This is a genomic window from Nostoc sp. MG11 (assembly GCF_014904695.1).
GTDB lineage: Bacteria > Cyanobacteriota > Cyanobacteriia > Cyanobacteriales > Nostocaceae > Komarekiella.
The window spans coordinates 1-25,539 of sequence record NZ_JACXXN010000040.1; the positions used below are offsets into that span (position 1 = coordinate 1).

A 25,539-nucleotide genomic window follows, 5' to 3' on the forward strand; every position below is an offset into this window, starting at 1 on the left:
TTCTGGCTTAAGGTTTTTTACCTTTTCGTACGTCATAGATGTCAAGAATGCTCTAACCTACTTGTCCCACCCTCATGGGACTTTTGCAAGAGGTCTAATCTATTTTTCATCCAGACTTTTACTAATATATTTATATAACTTTACCATTGCCTCCCCAAAAGATTTGAAAAATCGAAACTGCTAAATGTTAATTGCTTGTGTTGCCCAAGGTTCAATTTCTATCATAAGATTATGGTGGATATACTTACATAATTTCAGCAGAATCGTGTTATTCAAATCTAAGTTTCATTATGACAACTAGACCACTCTTAAATTGGCTTACTTGTCCCCGGCCTAATCCTCAAGCAAATTTGCGTTTATTCTGCTTTCCTTATGCTGGTGGTGGGGCTTCAACCTTTCGTACTTGGTCTAAGAGTCTACCTGAAACTGTCGAAGTCTGTCCTGTGGAACTTCCGGGACGGGGATCTCTAATGAGGTTGCTTCCTTTGACGCGGTTAGAGCCGCTTGTAAATGCGATCGCATCAGAGCTTGTACTATATTTAGACAAACCATTTGCCTTTTTCGGTCACAGTATGGGTGGACTAATTAGCTTCGAGTTAACCCGTCTACTCCGCTCTCAGTATAGTCTTACTCCATTTCACCTTTTTATATCTGCTCGCCTTGCGCCGCAAATTCCGTTAACAAAACCACCTCTCCACACATTATCAGAACCGGAGTTATTAGAGAAACTTCGCAATTTCAACGGTACACCCGAAGCAGTGTTAGAAAACCAGGCATTGATGGAACTATTCCTGCCAATTCTGCGAGCAGATTTTGCAATTGTGGAAACTTATGTTTATACTCAAGAACCGCCGCTAGAATGTCCAATTACTGTTTTTGGCGGTTTACAAGATCAAGAGGTCAGTTATGAAGCTCTGCAAGCATGGCGACAGCAGACGATCGCTACTTTTTCATTACATATGTTCAACGGCGCACACTTTTTTATACACTCAAAGCAGGCGGTATTATTGAAAAGCATAGCCGAAGAATTACAGATGCGTAGGCCACTTCTCGGTTAAGCCTAAGAGTCTGGGGTCTGGGAAAAGGGTAAGGGTGAAGGGGTAAAGGGTAACTTCAAACCTTAATGCTTTTTGGTTAAGCCTAAAAATCTCCCTGATAGTCTGGGAAAAGGGTAGGGGGAAGGAGTGAATTCAAACCTTTCCCCTTTCGCCTTTCCCCAAGAACTATTGGTACAGGCTGAGAATTTTATTGAGTCTTTTTGCTACTAAATGTGGGCAATTGTTAACATAATCGCCCGACAATTATTTATTATGAGCTAATATCTACATTATGGTTTTTGAGTGGCGATCGCTAATTTTGCTCCTTCAACTTGACGTACCCGATCCATTACCGTTACTACTTCGCCATAACCGACTTTTTCATCAGCATTAATAATCACCAAAACTTCTGAGTTAGAACCAACTAAAGCTTTTACTTGCTGTGTCAAATTATCAATTGCAACTGGTTTACGATTGAGGCTAATCTGTCCTTTGTCATCAACCGTAACGGTAATTTTAGTAGGAACTTGCTGTTGTTTTGCCGTGGCTGCTTTCGGTAAATTTACTGGTAATCCTTCTGATCGCGTTAAAAATAGAGTTGACATGATAAAAAATGTCAAAATCGCAAATACCACATCAATCATCGGTACAATGTTAATCTGTGCTGGGATCTCTGGCTCATCTTGTAGGCGCATAAGTTTTTTCTCCTCGTTCATAGCGACGGCGATAGAGTAATTCTAGTTGTCCTCCATACTCTTGAATCAATGCTATTTGGCGCTGGTACAGTCCTCGGAAAATACTTGCGAAGAAGAGTACAAATATAGCAACTATCAATCCTGATGCTGTTGATACCAAGGCTTCACTAATCCCGGATGTAACACCAGCTGTTTTAGTACCTCCCACATCACCAAGGTTTAGGGAGGCAAAGGAGACTATTAATCCTAACACCGTACCGAGAAGACCAAACAGTGGGGCTAGACCGACGACTGTCTCGAAAAAGTTTTGAAAGCGTTTGAGTACAGGAATTTCAGCCTGCGCTTCACTTTCTAATGCTAAACGAAATTCTTCTGGATTTGGCTCCTCCAATTCTAAAGCCGCAAGAAAAATACGGGCGAGCGGCAAATCTGCATTTTTCTGAAGTTTATCCATTGCACCGACAACGTTATCGAGTCGATAAAGATTCAACACATCTCGCACTACCCGGCTTTGTCGTTTATTAATCCGTACCCAAAAAGCTATACGCTCAATTATCAGCGCCACTGCTAACACCGAAAACACCAGCAGGGGCCACATGACCACACCACCTGCTGCAAACAGATTTTGAATTCCCATGTAGTGCCTCTAAACGTCAACAATAACACACAGTCAGACTACCAGAATCTTGTAAAAAGCTGATAGTTTTTCTCAATTAAATTTAAAATATAATGATAATTTTTTTAAATCAATCAGTCATGATTTTTATTTACCTATTTGCTCATTTTATATAAAAAAAAATAATTTAATTAAATTAAATAAAAATTAATATTATCCAAAAACCCTGATATTAAGGGATGTTTTTTATATATGTACAGTTCCCAAATAATTTTAATTTTTTACTTGCGTATTTGCACCAGTACGTCCTAATATGACTAAATTAGTGAGAATAGGTAGCAATAGACTATGAGCTTTTCTGGCATCACTGGTGAGCAACGTTCTAAAGAAGTTGAGGCTCTTAAGTCTTTTCTGACTTACAGTTTGATTGGCTCGCTAGCGCTGCATATCGGCGCACTGTCATCAGGCATAGGTAACTTTTTGACACGAGTGCCTGAACTAGAAGAAGAACCAATAGAGTTGGCGATCGTTGATTCTCCGACAGAAGAAATAGTCAAACCACTAGCAGAAACTCCAGAAGAACCGAAAAAAGAGCCAGAAGTTATACAAAAACAGCCCATAGTAACTGAACCAATACAAAAGTTGATTGAGAAGCCCAATACTACGCCAGTTCAACGGCAACCAGAAAAGACTGTTGAAAAACCACAGCAGATAAATACTCCACCAAAAGAAATCGTTGCTAAACCAGAAGTTCCTCAAAAAACAAATCCAAGCGGTGGTGGAGGTGGAAGTGATAGTGCAGTACCGTCAAGTAACCCTGAACCTAATGGTTATGGTTCCGGTGTTGCTGTAGGTAAAGGTACTGGTATTGCTGTAGGTAGAGGTAATGGTGTCGCTTTCGGTACAGGTTCAGGCACAGGTAGAGGAACAGGCATAGGTATTGGTAAGGGTACAGGTATAGGTACAGGCATAGGTAATGGTAGGGGCACAGGCACAGGTAACGAATCAGGAAACCGTTCGATAGTAGGGACAGCACCGACAGCGCCAACGCCTCCAAAAATTAACAATTCCGGTACTGGTAATGGTCGTGCAGCTTGTCGCGAATGTGCTGCTAAGTATCCAGAGGCGGCAAGACGAAGAGGAATCGAAGGGAGAGTAGAGGTAGCTGTTGATACTGATGAAAAAGGTAATGTTACTAATGTGCGGGTTGCTAAATCCAGTGGAAACCGCGACTTGGATGAAGAAACCCTAAGACAAGCGCGTGACTGGAAATTAAAACCTGCATCTGGTGGTAGACAAGGAGTGTCGATCGCAACTGAATATGCCATACAAGGCTCACGGCGACACCGCCAGGCCCAAGAACAGAAAAAACGCAGAGAAGCGCAAGAAAGAAACCAGCAAACAGCGACTTCAAACACCGATACAAACACAACTCGCAGACGTAGGCGATCGCTAACACCTACAATTACAGATGTTCCCCCCGAAAGACCAGCAGAATCTAGGGTTACTCCTCAGATCCGCCGTCCAAGAGGAGAAAACACTGCCGCAGGTTCAACATCCGAACCTAGGACAACTCGCACTCAGGGAAATGCCAGAGAATCCCTACGCAGCATCCGGCGTGAGCAAGTGAATTCATCACCACAGCCACAAGCAACCCCAAATCGACGGCGGCGAAGAGAAAACACCAACACTAGTCAAAGTCAAAACAAGTTACGGCAGTCTCTACGTCAGTTGCGCTCACAACCATCTACTGGTACAAATCAAGAATAGAGCTACAAATATGCAGCTTTGATTTTACTTAGTGTCTTAGTGTCTTTGTGGTTAATTAAATTAATTTTTGTCACCACAAAGCCACAAAGGCACAAACGCTGACACGGTTATTCCCCTTTCTTCTTCCAAGGAAGTTTGACTGTAAATCGACTACCTCTTCCTAATGCACTTTCGGCATGGACACTACCACCATGCAACTGTACAATTCGTTGCACCATTGCTAATCCTAAACCTGTGCCTGCTTGACGACGGGTGTATGAATTATCAACATACACAAAAGGTTGAAATAATTTGGAGAGGTCGTCTGAAGAAATACCAATACCCGTGTCTACCACGCTGATAAAGATATATTCGTTTGTTGGATTTGGCTGAACTTCAATCCAGACTTCGCCATCGTCTAGAGTAAACTTTATAGCGTTATTTAACAGATTAACGAGCATTTGCCTAATGCGGTATTCATCGACTTGAATAGGTTCGAGTCCTTCAGGTACTTGTGAACTCAGTCGGATATTTTTCTTGAATGCTTGCTGTTTTACAAAACTGAGGCTGGAGTTACATAATTCTTGGATAGAAGTGGGAGCCAGTTGCAGTTCTATTTTACCGGATTCGATTTTGGCAAAGTCAAGGATGTTATTGATCAGTTCTTGTAGGTGCTTACCGTTAAGTTCTAGATTATTTAGAGACTGGCGCTGTTCTTCTGTGAGAGGGCCGGATACATCATTTTGAAGTGCTGCGGCGATCGCTAGAATTGAGTTAAGGGGAGTCTGAAGTTCATGGCTCATATTTGCGAGAAATGTATTTTTGGCACGATTTGCCACTTCGGCAACTTCTTTAGCCTCACGCAGAGCAGATTCGGCGCGGATGCGATCGCATACTTCCAAAGTTAGCGCCACAAAGTCAGCAATGGAACCTACAAAGTTTTGCTCAATCAGTTCCCACTGGCGGGGGGTTCCAACCTGTTCATGACATACCATTCCCACCACTTCACCCCCAACCCAAATGGGAGCATTAATTAAAGATATGATGTTTTGTGGTTCTAGCAGTTTAGCTAGTAATTCCTTGACCCGTAGATCATTGCGCGTGTCAGTGACAATGAGCGTACTGGTAGTTGCCAGCGCTTTAAAGTAGATTGGATAGTCTTTCCGCTTGAGTTCCATACCTGCGGTAAATCTCTGTTTGCTACGTTCGTAGAGATTTACACATTGTAGTTTGGTGCGATCGCCATTATAGATCCACACGCTGACTCGCTCAACTTCTAAAGCATTCGCTGCTGTTTCCGTGATTACTTTGAATGCTGTTTCCAAATCTCCGTCTGAAACCGCCCTGTGATTTGCTAATTCTGCCAATGCCCGACTATGCTGTCCTAGTCTGCGTTCATTCTGGATACGTTGTTGAATTTCCTGCTGTAACTCTTGAGTTCGCTGTTCTAAATCTTCCTTCGCAGTTGCCAGTTTTGCAAAAGATTCGCGTAACTGCTGCACTATCTGGTTAAAAGAGCCAGCCAACACCTCCAGTTCATCGATACCTTGTACTATAACTGCATCTTCTGCATTGATGAAATCGGCTAAAGTTGTGCCTTTGGCTAAAGCTTTTACCGCTGTACTTAAGTCGATAATTAGTTGAGCTATCCAGCGGATGGTAAGAATCCCCACCAACGCAGCCAGTCCAAAGGCTGCCAAACAGAACCAAATTATGGTTTGAGTATTGCGATCAATTTGCCCATTATGAAGGGATAAATATATAGTCAATCCTACCGTTAGCGAGATTTGTAGCAAAAACGGCACAAAGACAACGCGGCTTAACGGCACGCCTTTAATTAAGGAAGAAAGCCAACTTTGCCCAATTTTTTGGATCATCTGCCTGCTTCACTCCCTTTTTCAACCGCTCCCAGTGCTTTTAGCTTGCTCGTTGAAATGACTTGATGCCATTTACACCTATGATATCTATCCTTTTGTAGGCTGATTGAGACTATGAATTTGTGTCACGCAGAGGCGCAGCGAAAAGTTCTGTAGGCGGGTTTCCCGCCGTAGGAAACTTTTCAAGACAGAGGCACAGAGAAGAGGAGTTTGAGAAACTGAATTTCATACTTTTATTCTGCAACGCCTGCTGGTTAAACCAAGTGCCAATATACCATTTCATTAATACCTTTGTTGAATAGACCTGTCTTAAAAGTCTACTTTCCAGACAAGTCTATTGAGTTGATACCGCATTAAGTGCAAAAATCAAACATTCTAAACTCTTACTCTCCGCGTCTCTGCGCCTCTGCGTGAGACAAATTCATATTCTTAATCGTAACGCCTTGTTCGTGGGAAACTAGCCCGACTTCTTGCGCGAGTTCGTCAAATTCTGGCGTGGTGCAGATTAAGCAGCGCGTTGTACTATGTCATTGAAGTAGCGATCGCTTGCTGTTAATCGTGGTACAGGTAGCAAACCAGTAATTTTTGTTTGATTAAACAACATCTCCCGTAATTGCTTAGTTCCCAAATCAGTGTAGATACCGCTAGGGATCACAATTCCACACTCACCACCTGGACGCAGAAGATTAAAACGACAAGACAACAACATTATATTCCCTATAGCGGTTTGTGCTTGTGTGCAACACAACTCATAGAGCAAGGGGAAAGGGTAAAAGGGGGAATGTTTCTACGTACAATTAGCTACATCTGATACGAAGCCGTCAAAGCTACCGCTAAAGCATCTGCCGCATCATCTGGCTTCGGAATCTTATCTAAATCCAACTCTCGTGCTACTGCCTCTTGCACCTCAGACTTATCGGCATTACCGTACCCTGTTAAGGCTTGTTTAATTTGGGCAGGAGTAAACTCAACATACGGAAGACGACGCTGTCCCAATACCAAAATTAGTACACCCCGCGCCTGTGCAACAAGGATAGTGCTTGACATACGATAGAAGAATAGTTTTTCGATCGCAACCAAATCCGGTTGCAACTCCTCAATCAGGGCGTGCAAATCATCAAACAAGGTACACAAACGCTGTCCCATTTCTGCATCTGCCGATGTGCGGATTATACCAAAATCCAGCATATTTACTGTAGTATGTTGTACTTTGGTAGAACTTTGTGTGCAAGTAATTGCTCCAAAACCTAAAATCGCCAGTCCCGGATCTAATCCTAAAATTCGTTTTTCCATTAAATCACTTTACTAAACCAGGCTGTTATTTAACTAAGAAGGCTGGCGTGACGACTTGCTCTCAATTGAATGGAATTGAAAAATATAATAGTTCCACACTTGGTGTTTAAATCAGGTGGTATACATTTTCTGTTAATCATTGTTTGTAGCACTGCTCCAAATCAGGTATGTCAATCGGTTTTTTCAGACAAGCCCTCAACGCCCTGCAAAAGCAGTCGCGCTCTCGAACTTCCCATCGAGTTAACCAGTGGTTTAAGTGGTTATCTCCTGGGCTATCGATAAAACGTTGGTTGCTAATCAGTGTTGGAGGTGTACTGCTGGCGAGTCTGGGGTTGGCTATTTGGGTTAAGTTGACCCCAATTTTTTGGATGATTGAGTTACTTAGGGGTTTTCTGGGGGTAATCACCAACATCTTACCCAACTATATCAGCGGGCCTTTAGTGTTGCTTTGCGGGTTTCTGCTGCTGCTTTGGGGGCAAACTCGCACCGTAGGCTCAATTACTAGGGTATTAAGACCAGAAGGTGAAGAGGAACTTATTGATGTTCTGTTGGCGCATCGGCGATTGTATCGAGGCCCCAAAATAGTGGTGATTGGTGGCGGTACAGGACTCTCTACATTGTTGAGGGGACTCAAAACCTACAGCGCCAATATTACTGCTATTGTCACAGTAGCCGATGATGGCGGGTCTTCTGGACGGTTGCGCCAAGAGTTTGGAGTGCTACCACCAGGGGATATTCGCAATTGTTTAGCAGCCCTAGCAGATGAAGAAAAGTTATTAACAGAATTGTTTCAATACCGCTTTCGTGCTGGCGATGGGTTAACGGGTCACAGTTTTGGTAATTTGTTTTTAACTGCAATGAGTGACATTACTGGAGATTTGGAACAGGCAGTTGCGGCCAGTTCCAAAGTGCTCGCGGTACGAGGACAAGTATTACCAGCGACTCTCAGCGATGTTCGCCTCTGGGCAGAATTAGCCGATGGTCGCCGCATTGAAGGCGAGTCTAGCATTCCCAAAGCTGGGGGTAAAATTGTCAAACTTGGCTGTATTCCTGCTAATCCGCCAGCAGTACCAGCAGCTATTAAGGCACTTAAGGAAGCTGATTACATTATTATTGGCCCGGGTAGCCTTTATACTAGTTTAATTCCTAATTTGTTAGTACCAGAGATTGCCGACGCGATCGCCAAAACAGACGCCCCCCGTATTTATGTCTGCAATATCATGACTCAACCTGGAGAAACTGAAGGATACACTGTTGCTGACCACATCAGAGCTATTGATGCGGCTTGCGGGCAAAGACGACTATTTGATGCTGTGTTAGTACACAAAAAATCTCCCTCAGAGCAATCACTTATCCGCTATGCTCAACAAAATTCTCATCCCGTTTTCCTAGATAGAGAAGCCATATCTCAGCTAGGACGGCGGATTGTCCCAGCTAATGTTTTGTATGAAGATGAAATGGGTATCGTACGTCACAATCCGCAGAAACTAGCACGAGTGTTGTTACGGTGGTACGGTGGAGCTCATCATGGGAGATGAATCAATAGTCCAAAGTCAAATGTTCAGGGTCAAATGTCCAAAGTTAAATATCCAAAGTTAAATATCCAAAGTCTACTTTCCCTTGACTCTTGACCCCTGACCCTTGACTCTTGACTAATTATGAAAATTTTTCTTGCAGATGCAGAGGCGACGCTACGCTTAGGTATTGCTCTCGGTGAATCCCTGAGCGCGGGTAGTGTAATTTTACTAGAAGGTGATTTAGGCGCTGGTAAAACTACCCTAGTTCAAGGTATTGGCAAAGGTTTAGGAATTACTGAACTCGTTGTTAGTCCCACTTTCACCCTGATTAATGAGTACACCGAAGGACGCCTTCCTCTTTACCACCTGGATTTATATCGCTTAGAACCACAAGAAGTTGCAGCCTTGAATTTAGAAACCTACTGGGAAGGGGTTGAGGTCATCCCAGGAATTGTGGCGATTGAATGGGCAGAACGAATGCCTTACAAACCAGATAGTTATCTCAGCATCAATTTGACTTATGAGCATGAGGTTACTCGTCAAGCCGAAATTACGCCATTCAATTGTGCCATTAGCGAAGCGATCGCCTCCATATAATGTCATTTCCAGTTTATAACTGTGTTTAATTTAAGTTGTTTATTTCTCATTAGGGTTGCCATTAGACATTTGTCATTAGTTTTTTGTAATCACAAATAACTAATGACAGCCCTAACAAAAAATTATGCAACTTGTATGCAAATTAGTTGATCAAAACACTAGAATATTTCTGCAAACAGTCGAGGGAAAATTCCACACTCGTCCTATCTACCACTACCACGCTCACCATCAAAAATTGCTAACATTGTTATCTCAATTATCTAAAGATTATTGAACAGCAGATATATTCAGGATTGACATCTACTAGCTTTCAGCCAGCAATAATTAGTTAAAAACCTGATTTTAATGGTGTGTAAATTAAAGACTTGTAAACTGTTGTTGGGTTAAATGATAGTTGTTACAGAACTTAGCCAGTTTGGTTTAACCCAAATGATTCTCTACAATTATCTAGAGAACCAATCGGAATTATTGAGCACTAAACGCTAGTAGAGAAAAGTTAAACAACAATCAAGTTCTGCATAAGTCGTTTAACTTATCCTTGTACTCAGTATTCCCAAGGCTAAGTTAATATCTATACATAAAAACACTGATTATTATTGATCAAATAAACTAACTTCAATAAATTTTATTGAATAGTTTTTTAGGTTTATATCTGTAGCTAACACGGTTGTCAATATAGATTTATACAACTATTCCTGTATTTATACAGTAATAATTAGGACTTACGCACTGAAGCCTGAAACCCTGATCCCCCTAACCCCCCTTAAAAAGGGGGGAACGTCTAAAGCCCCCTTTCTAAGGGGGTTGGGGGATCTGAGTGCGTAAGTTCTGATAATTATAAAGATGCGATAGTAATATTTACGAGGAAAAAGTTAAAGCTTGACCCCGTACTTGCGTATTTAACTGACCTTTATCATAAACAACCTCACCGCCGACAATGGTTGTTACAGCCCATCCTGTGAGGTTCCAACCTTCAAAAGGACTCCAACCACATTTGGTTAACAGTTCCTCACGCCGGACTGGACGGTATGTATTTAAGTCTACAAGCACTAAATCGGCATCATAACCAGGTGCGATCGCCCCTTTATTAGGAATACCGTAAGCCACAGCTACGTTTTTAGACATCCAGTTAACAACTTGGGATACAGTACACCGTCCCTCCATTGCCGCAGTCAACATCAAAGCCAGAGAAGTTTCCACCCCAGGCATACCCGAAGGACTGTTGGGATATTCTTGAGTTTTTTCTTCTAGGGTGTGCGGTGCGTGATCTGTGGCGATAAAATCAAGTACGCCATCACGCAAAGCTTGCCAGAGGACTTCGTTATCATGGGGCGATCGCAACGGTGGATTCATCTGTGCTAAAGTGCCAATCTTTTCATAAGCGCTGGTATTCAACAACAAATGCTGTGGTGTCACCTCTGCTGTTACCCAACTCGGTTTATCTTGACGCAGCAACTCTGCTTCTTCGGCTGTTGACATGTGCAGAATATGCAGACGACGCTGATATTTTTGAGAAAGTTTTAATGCTAATTGAGTTGCTAGTAATGCCGCCTGATTATCTTGAATCTGAGAGTGAACTGCTGGATCGTGAATACCAGCAAATTCTTGACGGCGCTGGTTGATTCTGGCTTGGTCTTCGGCATGAACAGCAATTAAGCGATTGCCATTGGCAAATATTGCCTCTAGTGTTGCCTCTCCATCGACCAACAACTGACCATGCATCGACCCCATGAAAATCTTAATCCCCGGTGTAGGATTTGCTAAAAGCAAATCTGGTAGATTCTCTGCTGTTGCCCCAATAAAAAAGCCATAATTAACTAAGCATTTGTTAGAGGCACGTTGTAGCTTGTCGTCTAAAGCTAGCTGTGTAGTTGTCAGAGGGCGCGTATTGGGCATTTCCAGAAAGGAAGTAACTCCGCCTTTGGCACAGGCACAACTGGCAGTGAATAAATCTTCCTTGTATTCTAGTCCTGGTTCCCGGAAATGCACTTGCGGGTCAATGACTCCTGGCAACAAAGTTAAACCTTGTGCGTCAATCTCTGTGGTTACTATTGCTTGGGAGATTGTTGGTGCAACTTCGACTATTTGGCGATCGCGCGTCAGCACATCCCCAATCATCAATTCACCATTGGGTAGAATTATGCGAGCGTGGCGAATCAGTAAACTTTTTGGAGATGACATGGCTTTAAAAGAGTTACAACACAGAGCTATACCTGACAGATAACTCTCCTTTTAGGTTAAACTTGGTTGCGCTCTGAGTAGCCAATTTTTTGCTGCACGCTAAAAAAAAGTTTATTTTTAATTTATGAATATCTCTGTAAACATGCCCACATGACCAGGAAATCAAAGTTATCCCTCTCGTTAAGATTAACAAACAAAGTCTTCCCAGGCGAGTTAATTACCTGCATCCTTCCCTTAGTTAAGTACTTTCATGCAAAATCAAGTGTCTGATAACAACTCTAGCCAACAACCTGACAATTCCTGGATCGCTGAGCTAGGTAGAACAATTATCTTGAGTATCGTTCTAGCCCTGGGAATTCGTACCTTTGTTGCCGAAGCACGCTGGATTCCTTCTGGCTCAATGGAACCTACGCTGCACGGTACACCCAACCAGTGGGAGGCAGACAAAATCATTGTCGATAAGTTGAAGTATAAATTTTCTGACCCGCAGCGGGGAGATATTGTAGTTTTTTCACCTACGCTAGAACTACAAAAAGAACAATACCAGGATGCTTTTATTAAACGTATAATTGCCCTACCTGGAGACAGAGTAGAACTCAGGAATGGCAGAGTTTATATTAACAACAAACCTCTACAGGAAAGAAATTACCTACCCTCCACACAGCGGACAGTCATTGATGTTTGCACATCAGGACAGCAACCGCCTTTTTTAGCAAAACCCCAGACCATACCACCCAACTCATACTTAGTGTTAGGTGATAACCGTAATAGTAGCTATGATAGCCGCTGCTGGGGTGTTGTCCCTCGCAATAATATTATTGGACGTGCTGTAGTTCGTTTCTGGCCCCTAAATAATATTGGAGGAATTGATAAGTCACCACTATATCCATAATTAACGATTATCTACGTGGGAAATATACTTTAATGAGTCGCAGGCAACATCAAGCATCGCTGTCTTCAAGCCAGCAGAATTTCTGGATAGAGGTAGCTAAGACGATTGGGCTAAGTCTGATTTTTGCTTTTAGTATACGTACATTTGCGGCACAAGCTTTCAATATTGTTTCTGGGTCAATGGAGCCGACTTTACAAATTAATGATAAGTTTCTTGTAGACAAGGTAAGATACTACTTTGGTGAGCCGCAGCGAGGAGAAATTGTAGTATTTTCGCCTACGGAGGAGCTACAAAAAGAACAATACCAGGATGCCTTCATTAAGCGTGTGATCGCCTTACCCGGAGAAAGAGTAAAAATTAAGGATGGTAAAGTTTACGTCAATAACAAACCTCTGCGGGAAGATAAATACCTGATCTCAGAAGAGTGGACATCGATTGATATTTGCAAAACAGGAAAACAGCCACCGTACCTATCCCAACCAGTAACTATACCGCCCAACTCATATTTGGTACTGGGTGACAACCGTATCAATAGCTATGATGGACGCTGTTGGGGTATTGTCCCCCGCAACAATATCATCGGTCGTGCCGGAGTTCGCTTCTGGCCTTTAAATAATATTGGTAAAGTGAACAAGCGACTGAGCAATTTGAGATTTAAGATTTCAAACTGGGGACTAAGTAGGTAGACGTAATTAAATGTAAGCTAAAATTTTTGTTCGTAGTGAGCGATAAATCGCTCAATATTCTTAATATAAAGATTTTATGCAATGAGATAGATGATGTTATGGTTCATCCAGCAAGGTTAAACTTGCAAACTGGCTAATGGATGTTTTTCCATAAAACTAGATACTATGATGCCCTATTTAGCTAAAATTTTACTTTACCCAATTAAGTCACTTGATGGCATTGAAGTTGAGAATGCCAGAGTGCTTGCCAGTGGCGCACTACAGCATGATCGAGAGTTTGCCATTTTTGATAAAGTTCAGAAGTTGGTAAATGGCAAGCGTCATCCCAAAATCCATTTACTGCGGGCGTCTTACGCAAGCCCTGGGGCATTGCAATTTACACCTTTTAATAGAACTATCTCACTACAATTCCCAGGTAGCGACTCACAACAATTTCATCTGGATGAGCAAAGGCAAGCCCTAGAAGCGTCTTTGAGTGATTTCTTCGGCTTTGCTGTCACATTAGCACAAAACTCTGTAACGGGCTTTCCTGACGATACACACTCACCTGGCCCGACAGTAGTTAGTACAGCAACACTAGCGGAAGTTGCTTCCTGGTTTCCCGGTTTGAACATTGACGAAATGCGCCGTCGGATACGTGCCAACATCGAAATTGACGGTGTACCACCATTTTGGGAAGATCGGTTATTTAGCGAACAAGGCGATGTAGTCTCCTTTCGAGTGGGAGATGTTTGCTTTTATGGAGTTAATCCCTGTCAGCGTTGTGTAGTTCCAACACGTGATTCTTATTTAGGGAAAGCTTACCCAAACTTTCAAAAAATTTTTGTGAAACAACGGCAAGCAACATTGCCAGAGTGGGTTACCTCATCTCGTTTTAATCATTTTTTCAGATTGAGTGTCAATACACGATTACCCGCCTCAGAAGCCGGAAAAATTTTACAAACAGGCAACGAAGTTGCGTAAAGAGTAGTTTTGAGTACTCTTGTTGTTATTCAGCACGGGCTAAACGCCCCGTTGGCGCAGCCGACTCAAGAGAAGAAAGCTAACAGCACTGAGTAAGTAAAGTTCAAGCACCGACTTCTGGCGCTCAGAAATTTCTAATAGAGAAGTACTCGTTCAAAAAAATTAACCTTGTGCCAAAGGAAAACGTAAAAAATCTTTTGATTTTTTTTACTTTTTGCTATCTATTGATGATGGCAATTTTAAGATTATTGTGGTCAAATGTAAATTTCTGCATCTGAAACTGAAATACTCAAACATCAGCAATTAAAAATTTAATTTAGAACCTGATGCCAATAGCAACCAGTACCCTAAAACCCCATACTGTAGCTTGGTAGTTAAATTTCAACAAATAGAGTTGGGATTATGAATGAGTGTAAATATATTTTGTGGTTCATCCAATAAATGTTGATACATTGTCAGATGAAACTTGGCAAAATAAGGTGCTATAACAAAGTCTGAAGATTAAGATTTGGAGGAACTCAGTCAGTCTAACAAGTATACTGGTTATGTATATAGTATGTTGTTATACTTCCTTGTAAAGAAGTAGCTTATAGTTTTAGATGTGGTAAGTAGTACTTACCCTTATATTGAATGTAGCTGATATAACAAAAATACTCCAAGTTGAATTTTGGAGAAAATCAAACAACAATGTTATCGAAAATTCAGCTTGTCAAATCTCTCAATCACTTATTTGGCATGGATTATGCCAAGATGTCCCTAAAATATGTTCTAATTTTGCCCTTTATATTGCAAATTTGCGGGGCGGTGGGACTTGTGGGCTATCTTTCGTTTAAAAACGGGCAAAAAGCTGTAAAGGAGCTTGCTACTCAGTTAGAAAATGAAATCTGCGATCGCATTGAACAGCATCTCAATAGCTATTTAACAACCCCCAAGCAAATCAATCAAATCAATTTAGATGCTATTGAGCTAGATTTACTCAACCTTTTTGATTTTAAAACTACAGGACATTTCTTTTGGAAACAAATGCGGGTTTTTAATGTTGGCTATTACAACTTTGCTAACCCTAAAGGTGAATTTATCGGTATTGAACGCCTAAATAATGGCAATCTGTTGATTAATGAAGTTACCGAAAAGCATGGCATCGGTAAACTTTATGTTTACACTACAGACAACCAAGGGAATCGCCGCCAGCTCAAAGAAATCAAAAATTACGATCCTCGCTTAGAAGCGTGGTATACAGATGCACTCAAAGTAGGCAAACCCGTGTGGAGTCAAATCTATCAATGGGAATATAAACCAGAGGTTTTATCTATATCTTCCAGTTATCCTATTTACGATCGCACTAATAAACTTGTTGGGGTAATTAGTGTCAATGTTGTACTGGCGCAAATTAGCAATTTTTTAGCCAATTTAAAAGCTGGTCAGTGGGGCAAGACTTTTATTATAGAACGTTCCGGGTTAATGGTGGCTTCTTCTACTAACGAGTTACCATACACACTCATTAATGGTCAAGCAAAACGCCTATCGGGATTAGATAGTCAAGATTCTTCAATTCGACTCGCAACGCAGTATTTAATCAACTTTGGTCATCTCAAATCTTTTGTGGGGAAGCAACAGCTAAGTTTTACCACCGATGGAGTACGTTATTTTGTGCAAATCAAAAGCTGGAGAGATGAACTAGGTCTTGATTGGCTAATCGTGGTAGTAATTCCCGAAGGCGATTTTATAGAGCAGATTCACGTTAACACCCACACTACCATCTTGCTGTGCATAGTTACCTTCTTATTGGCTATACAAATTAGTATTTTGATTGCACGCTGGATAATCAAGCCGATTTTGAGAGCATTGCAAAAAGATGTTTTTGCGTTAACGCATAGACGCTGTTCGGGCGTCTTCTCCCAAAGTAGCGGCTTGTCTTTAGACATTACCTCTTTTCTTGATATAGCTAAACACCAACAAGCAGAAAAATTACTAGCAGAATACAATCACGTCTTAGAAGCTCAAGTAAAAAAGCGCACTGAAGAACTTCTGCAAGTTATTAAAGAACTGCAAATCACTCAACAAAAACTGATTGAATCACAAAAAAACGCTGCACAAAAACAACAAGCAGCCGTTCGTGAAGCGGCGCGAAGCGCCGCTGCAAACCGCGCTAAAAGCGAATTTCTCGCCAATATGAGCCACGAGGTACGTACTCCACTCAACGCCATTCTCGGTTTCACCCAAATCATGAGCCGAGATCATTCCCTATCTAGTAAACAGCAAGAAAACTTGGCAATTATCAATCGTGCTGGTGAGCATTTGCTCAATTTAATCAACGACATTCTAGAAATGTCTAAAATCGAAGCTGACCGAGTCACACTGAATCTTACAAGTTTTTACTTAACTAATCTATTGGAAAACTTAGAAGAGATGTTGCGTTTGCGTGCTACATCCAAAAACTTAAAGCTAGTGTTTGAATATTCACAAGATATTCCCCCATACATACAAACTGATGAAAGTAAACTGCGTCAAGTCTTACTGAATCTGTTGGGAAATGCCATTAAATTTACTGATACTGGAAGTGTAAGGCTGTGTGTGAGATGGGAGGAACAAAAGGAGGGGGAAAGAGCGAGAAACAGAGAGAGGAAGGACGCAATTCAAAATCCCTCCACTCCCCTACTCCCTCGTCTTTTCTTCGAGGTACAAGATACTGGTTCTGGGATTGCTACTTCGGAAATAGGCTTGTTATTTAAAGCTTTTGAGCAAACCGAAACCGGGAGAACATCACAACAGGGAACAGGACTAGGTTTAGCAATTAGCCGCAGATATGTGCAACTGATGGGGGGAGATATTGCTGTTAATAGTACTCCTGGTATTGGTAGTACATTTGCCTTTAATATTCAGGTTGGTCTAGCTTGTCCTAATAAAATCCAAAGAAATCAAAGTAAATGCCAGATTCTTACTTTAGCACCTACTCAAAGCAAATACCGCATTTTAGTAGTTGACGACGCTAGAGATAGCCGTTTGTTGTTAGTTAAAATTCTCACATCTATAGGCTTTGAAGTCAGGGAAGCTACAGACGGGAAGGAAGCAGTTGCTAGTTGGGAATCTTGGCAACCGCATTTAATATTCATGGATATGCGAATGCCAGTTATGAACGGCTATGAAGCCACAAAAGTAATTAAAATTCGACAAAGTATGCATGGGAAAGAATTGCCTGATAATACCAGGTCGATACCAATTGCTTCAACTGGTAGAATCTCGGCAACGCATTGCTTACCCATACAACTAGCTCCCCAATGCTTAATCTCGAATACCCCTACTATTATTATTGCCCTAACTGCTAGTGCTTTTGAGGAAGAACGACAGAAAATTTTGTCAATTGGCTGCGATGATTTTATTCGCAAGCCATACACTCAGGAAATATTACTCGAAAAACTGAGCGAACATCTGGGTGTAAAATATATCAACCAAGCAGAAATCACAAACCAATCAGTTATAGGTCAAACAGCACAGATGTTTGCTAGCGAAGCTGAACTGTTGGGAGTTTTGTCACGAATGTCACCTGAGTGGCTGGGAAAGATGCACCATGCCGCAGCTAGCTGTAGCGATGACCTAATTTTAGAGTTAATTAAACAAATTCCACCAAACAAGAGTCAAATTTTCCAATTTCTCAGGGATTTAGCAAACAACTATCAGTTTGAGAAAATCATGGAATTGACTAAAACAAACGTAGAATGAATTACGAGCGATTAGACTCTGATAAAAAAGATATTTTGATCATTGACGATATGGCGATCAACCTGCGGGTTTTGTCCTCTATCCTGACTAAGGAAGGGTATAACGTCCGCAAAGCCTTGAACTGGCAAATGGCATTGACCGCTTGTCAAACAGTATTACCCGATCTGATTCTACTAGACATTATGATGCCAGAAGTCGATGGTTATGAAGTTTGTCAGAGGTTAAAAGCTTGGGAGTTAACTGTAGATATTCCAGTGATTTTTATTAGTGCTTTAGATGATGTTTTTGACAAAATTAAAGCTTTTAGAGTTGGCGGTGTAGACTATATTACTAAGCCTTTTGAGTTTGAAGAAGTTTTAGTGCGTGTGCAAAATCAATTAGCTTTGAGGACGGCACGATTAGAAATATTAAACCTAAACGCCGAACTAGAACAAAGGGTAAAACAACGGACTAGAGAGCTAGAGAAAGCTTTACAAATACTTCAAGAAGAAATAAGTTCTCGTCAGGAATTGCAAAATAAATTGCTAGATATAGCATTGCACGATTCACTAACTGGTTTACCAAATCGAGTGTTGTTTATTAGGCGGCTGGAAAAAGCTTTAAATCGTGCTCAGCAAAAATCAAATTATCAGTTTGCTGTATTGTTTTTGGACTGCGATCGCTTCAAAGTGATTAATGATTCTCTTGGACATTTAGTGGGAGATGAATTGCTGATAGCGATCGCTCACCGTCTGCAAACATGTCTGATGCCTGTTGATACTTTAGCACGATTAGGAGGCGACGAATTTGGGATTCTCATAGAAAATCTCACAGATATTAGCATGGCAATCCAACTTGCTGAGCGGATTTTGCAACAGCTAGCACTGACTTTTAAACTATCTAGATATGAAGTATTTATGAATGTTAGTATTGGTATTAGTTGGGGCAACAAAGATTATGAACGCCCAGAGTATTTGCTGCGGGATGCAGACACAGCAATGTATCGTGCAAAGGCTCAAGGGAGAGCCAGATATCACGTTTTTGATCCAGTTATGTATCAGGAAGCTATCCAGCTTTTAGAATTAGAAAATGACCTACGAAGGGCTGTTGAACGGCAAGAATTTCGCGTTTACTATCAGCCAATTATTTCCCTCGCCACAGGTAAAATTTCTGGATTTGAAGCATTGGTTCGTTGGCAACATCCAATTCGTGGTCTAGTTGATCCTATAGAGTTTATTCCTGTTGCAGAAGAAACAGGTTTGATTAATGTTATCAACACCTGGGTATTGCATACGGCTTGCCATCAACTAAGCATTTGGCAACAGCACTCAGCAACACTAAAAAACTTAACTATCAGTGTTAATTTGAGCGCAAGGTTGTTTTCTCAACCCGATTTTATCGCTCAAATTGATCAAATTATTGATGAAACTAAAATAAATCCTGCTAACTTAGAGTTGGAAATTACCGAAAGTGTAATTATGGAAAATACTAACGGAATTAAAACAATTCTTCAACAATTAAAGCAACGAAGTATTAAATTAATTATGGATGATTTCGGTACAGGCTATTCTTCTTTGAGTTATCTATATAGCTTCCCTTTAAATGCACTCAAAATTGACAAATCTTTCGTCAAAAGGATGCAGGAAAATCAAGAAAATATGGGATTAGTGCCAGCAATGATTGGGATTGCTGACTCAATGGGAATGACTGCGATCGCTGAAGGTGTCGAAACAAAAGAACAGTTAGCTCAACTGAGAAGTTTAAACTGTAATTTTGCTCAAGGATATTTATTTTCTAGACCCCTCGAACAACAATTGGTTCTCAATTTGCTTGCAGCAGCACCTCAATGGTAATGACTATCGTTATTTTCTGAGAAGCTTCTTAGATCTACGCTCCAATTCAAAATTTACCAAAGTTCTGATAGTTGGAACCTGCTACTCAGACTTATCTCAAGATTCAAGCAATGAATGAGCAATTTTCTATATGCGGCTAGATAAACTGTGTGTTATCTACTCTACTTACGTAGAGGACTATTAAACTTGCAAAGCTCTTAATATATAAGTAGTATAAGTAGCTTTGATAGATTAAAAAAATTTTGTCCCAAATTTAATTTTACTGAATATTAACATATAAGATATGAGTAGATATAAATGTAAGTATTTTAGTAAAATAGCTAAAAGAGTTTTTGCTGCTGATTGAAAATAAGCGTTTATATATCCAATTTTTATAAAAATAGTTATTTTTTCAAAATGGATTTAAATCAATCTAATCAACATAAAGGAAATATTTTAGTCGTCGATGATACTCCAGATAATTTGCGTCTTTTGTCGGCGATGTTGTCTGCACAAGGTTTTGAAGTTCGCAAAGCTTTAAATGGGAAACTGGCATTGATTGCTTGTCAGATGCTTTTACCAGATGTGATTTTGCTGGATATCAATATGCCAGGAATGGATGGCTATCAGGTTTGTCAACAACTGAAATCTAACAGTAAAACTTGTGAAGTACCAGTGATTTTTATTAGTGCCTTGGATGATGTTTTAGATAAGGTAAAAGCCTTTGATGTTGGTGGCGTAGATTATATTACAAAACCTTTTTATGGAGCAGAGGTTGTATTGCGAATTGAAAATCAGATTAATTTACGTTTGCTCCAAACGAAGCTGCAAGAAAAGAATTTTTTATTACAACAAGCTCTTGATAATTTAAAAGCTGCCCAAGTTCAACAGATTCAAAACGAAAAGATGGTGGCGCTGGGGCAGTTAGTGGCTGGGATTGCTCATGAAGTTAATAATCCTATTAGTTTTATTTATGGCAATCTCCAATATGCTGGTCAATATGTAGAAGATTTAGTAAATTTGATTGAGGTCTATCAACAAGAATATCCCAAACCCACACCAAAAATTCAGCAAATAGTCAAGGATATAGATCTGAATTTTGTGATGAAAGACCTGCAAAGTCTCATAGGTGCTATGTATAGAGGCGCTGATCGGATTCGGGAAATCGTACTGGCGCTACAAAACTTCTCTAGGCATGATGAAGCCGAAATGAAGCAGGTAAATATTCATGAAGGCATAGATAGCACTCTGGTGATGTTGCAGCATCGACTGAGAGAAACAGCAGATCGTCCTGCTATTGTTGTAGTTAAAGAGTATGGTAATTTGCCCCCAGTGAATTGTTATGCTAGTGAGTTAAATCAGGTATTTATGCATCTGTTGAATAATGCAATTGATGCTATGGAAGATTCATTTGTTACTAGTCTGTCATTAGTAGAGGACAAACAGAGAAGTCTGAGCGGAGGCTTCCTCCGCTCAGAACTTCTCCCAGGGGGAGACGCCAAGGGCGAACGGGGACAAAGGACAACTCCGCAAATTCGGATTCATACAGAAGTTCAAGACTCTGATTTTGTCAGCATTGCGATCGCAGATAATGGCTCTGGTATAGATGAATCGTTGCGATCGCGTTTATTTGACCCATTTTTTACCACAAAACCTGTAGGCAAAGGCAGTGGGCTAGGATTGTCGATTAGCCATCAGATTATTGTGCAAAAACACCAAGGACAGATTACTTGCACCTCATCCCCAGGAAAAGGAGCGGAGTTTGCAATCAAAATTCCCATAAAGTTAAGCTAATACTGACATTATTAGGTAGCAATAGAAACTTAGTAACAAGAAGATGAAAGCTTTATTTACCTAATATTAAAGCCTGATCCGATTGAGGTGGACTACCACTCAAAACTCTGCATGAGGAAATCCGGACTTTTTATTGATTACAGGCTACTATTTTTAGTCGCATAAACGCATAATAGAAAGGTGACTGATCTGTTCGCCCCTTTACAATCTCTCAAACAAGGCAACTGGTTTAAGCTCATCTGCGGAGCCAGCTTCCAACATTTGCCTGCGGTCAGAAGTTTAACATTAGCCTACACTTTGGCGGGCGCTGACTGCATAGATGTGGCAGCTGATCCAGCAGTGATTGCAGCAGCGCAAGCAGCGCTACAAGTAGCCAGAGATTTGGCTAGGGATGCCCAGGAGCGAGGGTTTGGCTACAAAGGCAACTCACCCTTTTTAATGGTCAGCCTAAACGATGGAGAAGACCCCCATTTTCGCAAAGCAGAGTTTAATTCTACAGAGTGTCCTACAGACTGCCCTAGACCCTGTGAAAGGATTTGTCCGGCACAAGCAATCGTGTTTAACCGTATAAAAGACGAATTTTCGGGAGTGGTATCCCAAAAGTGCTACGGCTGTGGCCGCTGCATACCAGTTTGTCCGTATGATATAATTTATACATCATCATACATGTCAACGCCAGGAGCGATCGCGCCATTGGTAATGTCAACGGGAATAGATGCCGTAGAGATTCACACAAAAGTCGGGCGTTTAGAAGAATTTCAGCGATTATGGCAAGCAATTTCACCGTGGACAGATCAACTAAAGTTAATAGCCATTAGCTGTCCCGATGGCGAGGGAATGACTGACTATCTTCATGCAATTTATGAGTTAATTACGCCGCTCAAGTGTGCTTTAATTTGGCAAACCGATGGTCGTCCCATGAGTGGAGATATTGGAGATGGCACTACTTTAGCAGCGGTGAAATTAGGACAAAAAGTTTTGGCAGCTAAGTTACCGGGATATGTGCAGTTAGCAGGTGGTACTAATAGCTACACCGTTGCCAAGTTAAAGGCAATTGGACTGCTCAACAGTGCTGAGTTCCGAGTTATGAGTGCTGAGAAAGACTCTATTACTCAGGACTTAAGACGGGGTAAACACGCCGCTACCGCTAACAGGACTCAGCACTATATTGCTGGAGTAGCTTACGGTAGTTACGCCCGTGTACTGCTGTCACCGATTCTCGATCAGTTGGAGAATAAGGAGGTGAGTAACACTAGTATTAAGGCAACTGTTCGCCTGGAAGAAGATGAAGTATTACTTTGGCAAGCTGTAGAACTTGCCCATTCTCTCGTTTCCCCACTCAAGTCACAGCAGGAGCGCTAATCGCTCGTTACAGACACTTTTCTCAAAGGAAGTGTCTTCGCTATCTCTAAAAACGTCACCATAGAAAGCATGACGATTACAGACGATCTCCAAAAGTTGTTAGATATTTTGCCCCAAGACCTGCGACAAGTACTAGAGAATCATCCTAAACGAGATAGTTTAGTTGAAGTAGTCTTGGATCTGGGTCGTCGCCCAGAGGCTCGCTTTCCCAATCAAGCTGAGTATCTGAGCGAAACACCCGTTACTCAAGAACAGATAGATGATTGCATTGAGCGAGTCGGAATCTTTGGCGGAGATAATCGCGCAGGAATTGAGCGAACTTTGCATCGGATCAGCGCCATCCGCAACCGCACCGGCAAGATTATCGGCTTGACCTGTCGCGTTGGTCGGGCGGTATTTGGAACCATTGGCATGATTCGTGATTTGGTAGAAACTGGTAAATCGATTCTCATGCTGGGGCGTCCAGGCGTGGGCAAAACTACCGCATTAAGGGAAATTGCTCGCGTTTTGGCGGATGATCTGCATAAACGTGTGGTGATTATCGATACCTCCAACGAAATTGCTGGGGATGGTGATGTTGCTCACCCCGCCATTGGTCGCGCTAGGCGGATGCAAGTGGCTCATCCCAACGAACAGCATCAGGTAATGATTGAGGCAGTGGAAAACCACATGCCAGAAGTCATCGTGATTGACGAAATTGGCACAGAACTGGAAGCTTTGGCGGCTCGTACCATTGCCGAACGGGGTGTGCAATTGGTAGGAACTGCTCACGGGAATCAGATAGAAAACCTGATTAAAAACCCTACCCTTGCTGATTTAGTTGGGGGTATCCAGGCTGTGACGCTGGGAGATGATGAAGCCAGACGCCGGGGTTCTCAAAAGACCGTTTTGGAACGCAAAGCGCCTCCCACATTCGAGATTGCTGTGGAAATGTTGGAACGGCAACGCTGGGTAGTACACGAAAGCGTTGCTGACACAGTAGATAATCTGCTCCGGGGACGTCAGCCTAGCCCACAAACGAGAACTGTTGATGACCAGGGCAAAGTTGCGGTTACACGGCAGTTGGCTGTTGTGAATGGTCGCGGTGGACAAATGACCACAGGGGAAGAATCTTTCCCACCACCGCGACCGTCTAATGGCTGGCGTTCATCTGGACAGATGGTGGCACTGCCGGCATTGCCTATAGAGCGGGAGCGGGTGACTGGGAGAAGCGAGTTTGACCGCTTACTTGATGAATCTTTCAATTACTCAGAGAGCGTTGATTTCAGTGCCACTAGACAGGCCGGGCCAAATGGTGAAGATTTGCCATTGCACGTTTACCCTTATGGCGTCAGCCGCCACCAGTTAGAACAGGTAATCAGCGTGCTAACTCTACCGGTGGTATTGACAAAAGATATTGATAGTGCAGATGCAATTTTAGCACTGCGATCGCACGTCAAAAACCACGCCAAATTACGCCAAATGGCAAAAGCCCGTCAAGTACCCATCCACATGATTAAATCCAGCACCATTCCGCAAATTACCCGCGGCTTGCGGCGGTTGCTGAACATCGACGACCCGGAATTAGCCGATGACCGAGAACTGCAACTGTTTCTACACAGTGGTAGCGATGACGAGATGGACGCCCTCGAAGAAGCTAGACTTGCTGTAGAGCAAATTGTGATTCCCAAAGGACAGCCAGTTGAGTTATTGCCCCGTTCTCCTCAAGTCCGCAAAATGCAACATGAGTTGGTAGAACACTATCGCCTCAAGTCGCACAGCTTTGGCGAAGAACCAAATCGGCGCTTAAGGATTTATCCGGCGTAATCACAAACAGCCCCTCTCCACAAATTGAGAGGGGCTATTTTGAAAAGATAGACATCAATAAAAGTTGCCTCTACAAGAAAGCGAATTTATCTAGCCTAACCTTCCTTAAAATGGTGAAAAGGAGAGTTATACAGCAATCCTAAATTACATGAACTGAGTTGAAAACTGCTACAAAGCATTTCGCAGCCGCCCCACCATCTCGGCACGATTGACAACTTCCAATTTACGAAATATCCTTTTCAAAGCTTGTTTGACGGAATTTTCTGTAATCCAAAGTTTTTCACCAATTTCTGCATTCGTTAACCCCTGTGCTACCAACTCAGCAATTTGAATTTCACGCGGGGTTAAGCGACTAGCTACAGAATAATTCAATCTTGTTTGTCGCATCCCTAAAGTTGCTAGACAAGCTGACAGATGAGTGCAAACAGCGCTTAGGTCAGAAATATTTTGGTGATTAAATGCTGTTGTATGACCCACACGGGCAAAGTAAACTGCACCGATTAGACTACCACCGCCTACTATTGGCCCAGTCATGATATGTTCGTGGTCATAGTAGGCGCAACAATTTTGATAAAGTTCGCATTGCTTCCAACCTCCTGGAGGTAATACCATTTCCTCGTGTGCTGGAGCATGATGCTCAACTACGTAGTGCAGTACTGGATCAACATCTCTACCAACCTTTTCGTAGAGTTCCACGAATGTATCAACATTGGGCATACCGTGGACATCTACCGCAGCATAGCGCGATGATCGCTCATTCAGAAGATAGATTCCCCAACGTTGGACGCCAAAATGCTTGCCAACTCCATCCATAAAGCAAAGTCTTAATTCGCGCTGATCACGAGCAGAGGCTAAGGCTTGAAATAAGTTATGAAGAGAATTAGCCATTGAAATTAAGTGTACTCGATTGAGGACTAGGCAGAATCGATACTCATTTTTACCA

Annotated in this window: 19 protein-coding genes; 12 read left to right on the plus strand and 7 right to left on the minus strand. The window is 41.9% G+C overall.

The window, feature by feature from the left end; all coding sequences use genetic code 11:
• Window positions 1-290: 290 nt before the first annotated feature.
• Complete coding sequence (locus HCR01_RS30100; protein WP_193199682.1) at window positions 291-1,058, plus strand: thioesterase II family protein; 768 nt, start codon at window positions 291-293, stop codon at window positions 1,056-1,058.
• A 269-nt stretch (window positions 1,059-1,327) separates the two neighbouring features.
• On the opposite strand, the gene HCR01_RS30105 is transcribed toward HCR01_RS30100, so the two are convergent.
• Window positions 1,328-1,732, minus strand: coding sequence for an ExbD/TolR family protein (locus tag HCR01_RS30105; protein ID WP_193199683.1), 405 nt, complete (start codon window positions 1,730-1,732; stop codon window positions 1,328-1,330).
• Window positions 1,716-2,369 carry a MotA/TolQ/ExbB proton channel family protein gene (locus HCR01_RS30110; RefSeq protein ID WP_193199684.1) on the minus strand — a complete coding sequence of 218 codons (654 nt, stop codon included), beginning with the start codon at window positions 2,367-2,369 and terminating at the stop codon, window positions 1,716-1,718. Before HCR01_RS30110 ends, HCR01_RS30105 begins: the two co-directional genes overlap by 17 nt.
• A 327-nt stretch (window positions 2,370-2,696) precedes the next feature.
• On the opposite strand from HCR01_RS30110, the gene HCR01_RS30115 reads away from it, so the two are divergent.
• Window positions 2,697-4,118 carry an energy transducer TonB gene (locus HCR01_RS30115; protein WP_193199685.1) on the plus strand — a complete coding sequence of 474 codons (1,422 nt, stop codon included), beginning with the start codon at window positions 2,697-2,699 and terminating at the stop codon, window positions 4,116-4,118.
• A gap of 107 nt (window positions 4,119-4,225) precedes the next feature.
• Here the strand turns inward: HCR01_RS30115 and HCR01_RS30120 are convergent, their stop codons facing one another.
• The 3 genes from HCR01_RS30120 to ruvC form a co-directional block, all read right to left on the minus strand.
• Entirely contained in the window at window positions 4,226-5,974 is a 1,749-nt protein-coding gene (locus HCR01_RS30120) for a sensor histidine kinase (RefSeq protein WP_193199686.1), read from the minus strand.
• A 505-nt stretch (window positions 5,975-6,479) separates the two neighbouring features.
• Window positions 6,480-6,683, minus strand: a complete 204-nt coding sequence (locus tag HCR01_RS30125; RefSeq protein WP_193199722.1) for a hypothetical protein — start codon at window positions 6,681-6,683, stop codon at window positions 6,480-6,482.
• A gap of 92 nt (window positions 6,684-6,775) precedes the next feature.
• Entirely contained in the window at window positions 6,776-7,267 is a 492-nt protein-coding gene (gene ruvC, locus HCR01_RS30130; RefSeq protein WP_193199687.1) for a crossover junction endodeoxyribonuclease RuvC, read from the minus strand.
• A 167-nt stretch (window positions 7,268-7,434) separates the two neighbouring features.
• On the opposite strand from ruvC, the gene HCR01_RS30135 reads away from it, so the two are divergent.
• Window positions 7,435-8,805: a gluconeogenesis factor YvcK family protein gene (locus HCR01_RS30135; protein WP_193199688.1), complete on the plus strand. Its 1,371-nt coding sequence runs from the start codon at window positions 7,435-7,437 to the stop codon at window positions 8,803-8,805.
• 120 nt (window positions 8,806-8,925) lie between these two features.
• The gene (gene tsaE, locus HCR01_RS30140) at window positions 8,926-9,381 is read left to right on the plus strand and encodes a tRNA (adenosine(37)-N6)-threonylcarbamoyltransferase complex ATPase subunit type 1 TsaE (protein WP_193199689.1); all 456 of its coding nucleotides are present in this window, start codon (window positions 8,926-8,928) and stop codon (window positions 9,379-9,381) included.
• Window positions 9,382-10,239: 858 nt separating this feature from the next.
• Here tsaE and HCR01_RS30145 read toward each other — a convergent pair.
• A complete protein-coding gene (locus tag HCR01_RS30145) occupies window positions 10,240-11,562 on the minus strand; it encodes a dihydroorotase (RefSeq protein WP_193199690.1) in 1,323 nt (440 codons plus the stop codon).
• Between the two features lie 250 nt (window positions 11,563-11,812).
• Here HCR01_RS30145 and lepB (HCR01_RS30150) point away from each other — a divergent pair, with 250 nt between their 5' ends.
• The 8 genes from lepB (HCR01_RS30150) (at window position 11,813) to HCR01_RS30185 (ending at window position 24,596) form a co-directional block, all read left to right on the plus strand.
• Window positions 11,813-12,454 carry a signal peptidase I gene (gene lepB, locus HCR01_RS30150; RefSeq protein WP_193199691.1) on the plus strand — a complete coding sequence of 214 codons (642 nt, stop codon included), beginning with the start codon at window positions 11,813-11,815 and terminating at the stop codon, window positions 12,452-12,454.
• A gap of 32 nt (window positions 12,455-12,486) precedes the next feature.
• Window positions 12,487-13,140 (plus strand): signal peptidase I, encoded by a 654-nt coding sequence (gene lepB, locus HCR01_RS30155; RefSeq protein ID WP_193199692.1) that lies wholly within the window; start codon window positions 12,487-12,489, stop codon window positions 13,138-13,140.
• A 168-nt stretch (window positions 13,141-13,308) separates the two neighbouring features.
• Entirely contained in the window at window positions 13,309-14,103 is a 795-nt protein-coding gene (locus HCR01_RS30160) for an MOSC domain-containing protein (RefSeq protein ID WP_193199719.1), read from the plus strand.
• 687 nt (window positions 14,104-14,790) lie between these two features.
• Complete coding sequence (locus tag HCR01_RS30165; RefSeq protein WP_193199693.1) at window positions 14,791-17,823, plus strand: hybrid sensor histidine kinase/response regulator; 3,033 nt, start codon at window positions 14,791-14,793, stop codon at window positions 17,821-17,823.
• Window positions 17,820-19,655, plus strand: a complete 1,836-nt coding sequence (locus HCR01_RS30170) for a GGDEF domain-containing response regulator (RefSeq protein WP_193199694.1) — start codon at window positions 17,820-17,822, stop codon at window positions 19,653-19,655. The genes HCR01_RS30165 and HCR01_RS30170 overlap by 4 nt, the downstream gene beginning before the upstream one ends.
• A 396-nt stretch (window positions 19,656-20,051) precedes the next feature.
• The gene (locus tag HCR01_RS30175; protein WP_193199695.1) at window positions 20,052-21,428 is read left to right on the plus strand and encodes a response regulator; all 1,377 of its coding nucleotides are present in this window, start codon (window positions 20,052-20,054) and stop codon (window positions 21,426-21,428) included.
• 180 nt (window positions 21,429-21,608) lie between these two features.
• Window positions 21,609-22,790 (plus strand): circadian clock protein LdpA, encoded by a 1,182-nt coding sequence (gene ldpA / locus HCR01_RS30180; protein WP_193199696.1) that lies wholly within the window; start codon window positions 21,609-21,611, stop codon window positions 22,788-22,790.
• 69 nt (window positions 22,791-22,859) lie between these two features.
• Complete coding sequence (locus HCR01_RS30185; protein ID WP_193199697.1) at window positions 22,860-24,596, plus strand: R3H domain-containing nucleic acid-binding protein; 1,737 nt, start codon at window positions 22,860-22,862, stop codon at window positions 24,594-24,596.
• Between the two features lie 168 nt (window positions 24,597-24,764).
• Here the strand turns inward: HCR01_RS30185 and HCR01_RS30190 are convergent, their stop codons facing one another.
• Entirely contained in the window at window positions 24,765-25,484 is a 720-nt protein-coding gene (locus HCR01_RS30190; protein WP_193199698.1) for a LuxR C-terminal-related transcriptional regulator, read from the minus strand.
• Window positions 25,485-25,539 lie beyond the last annotated feature (55 nt).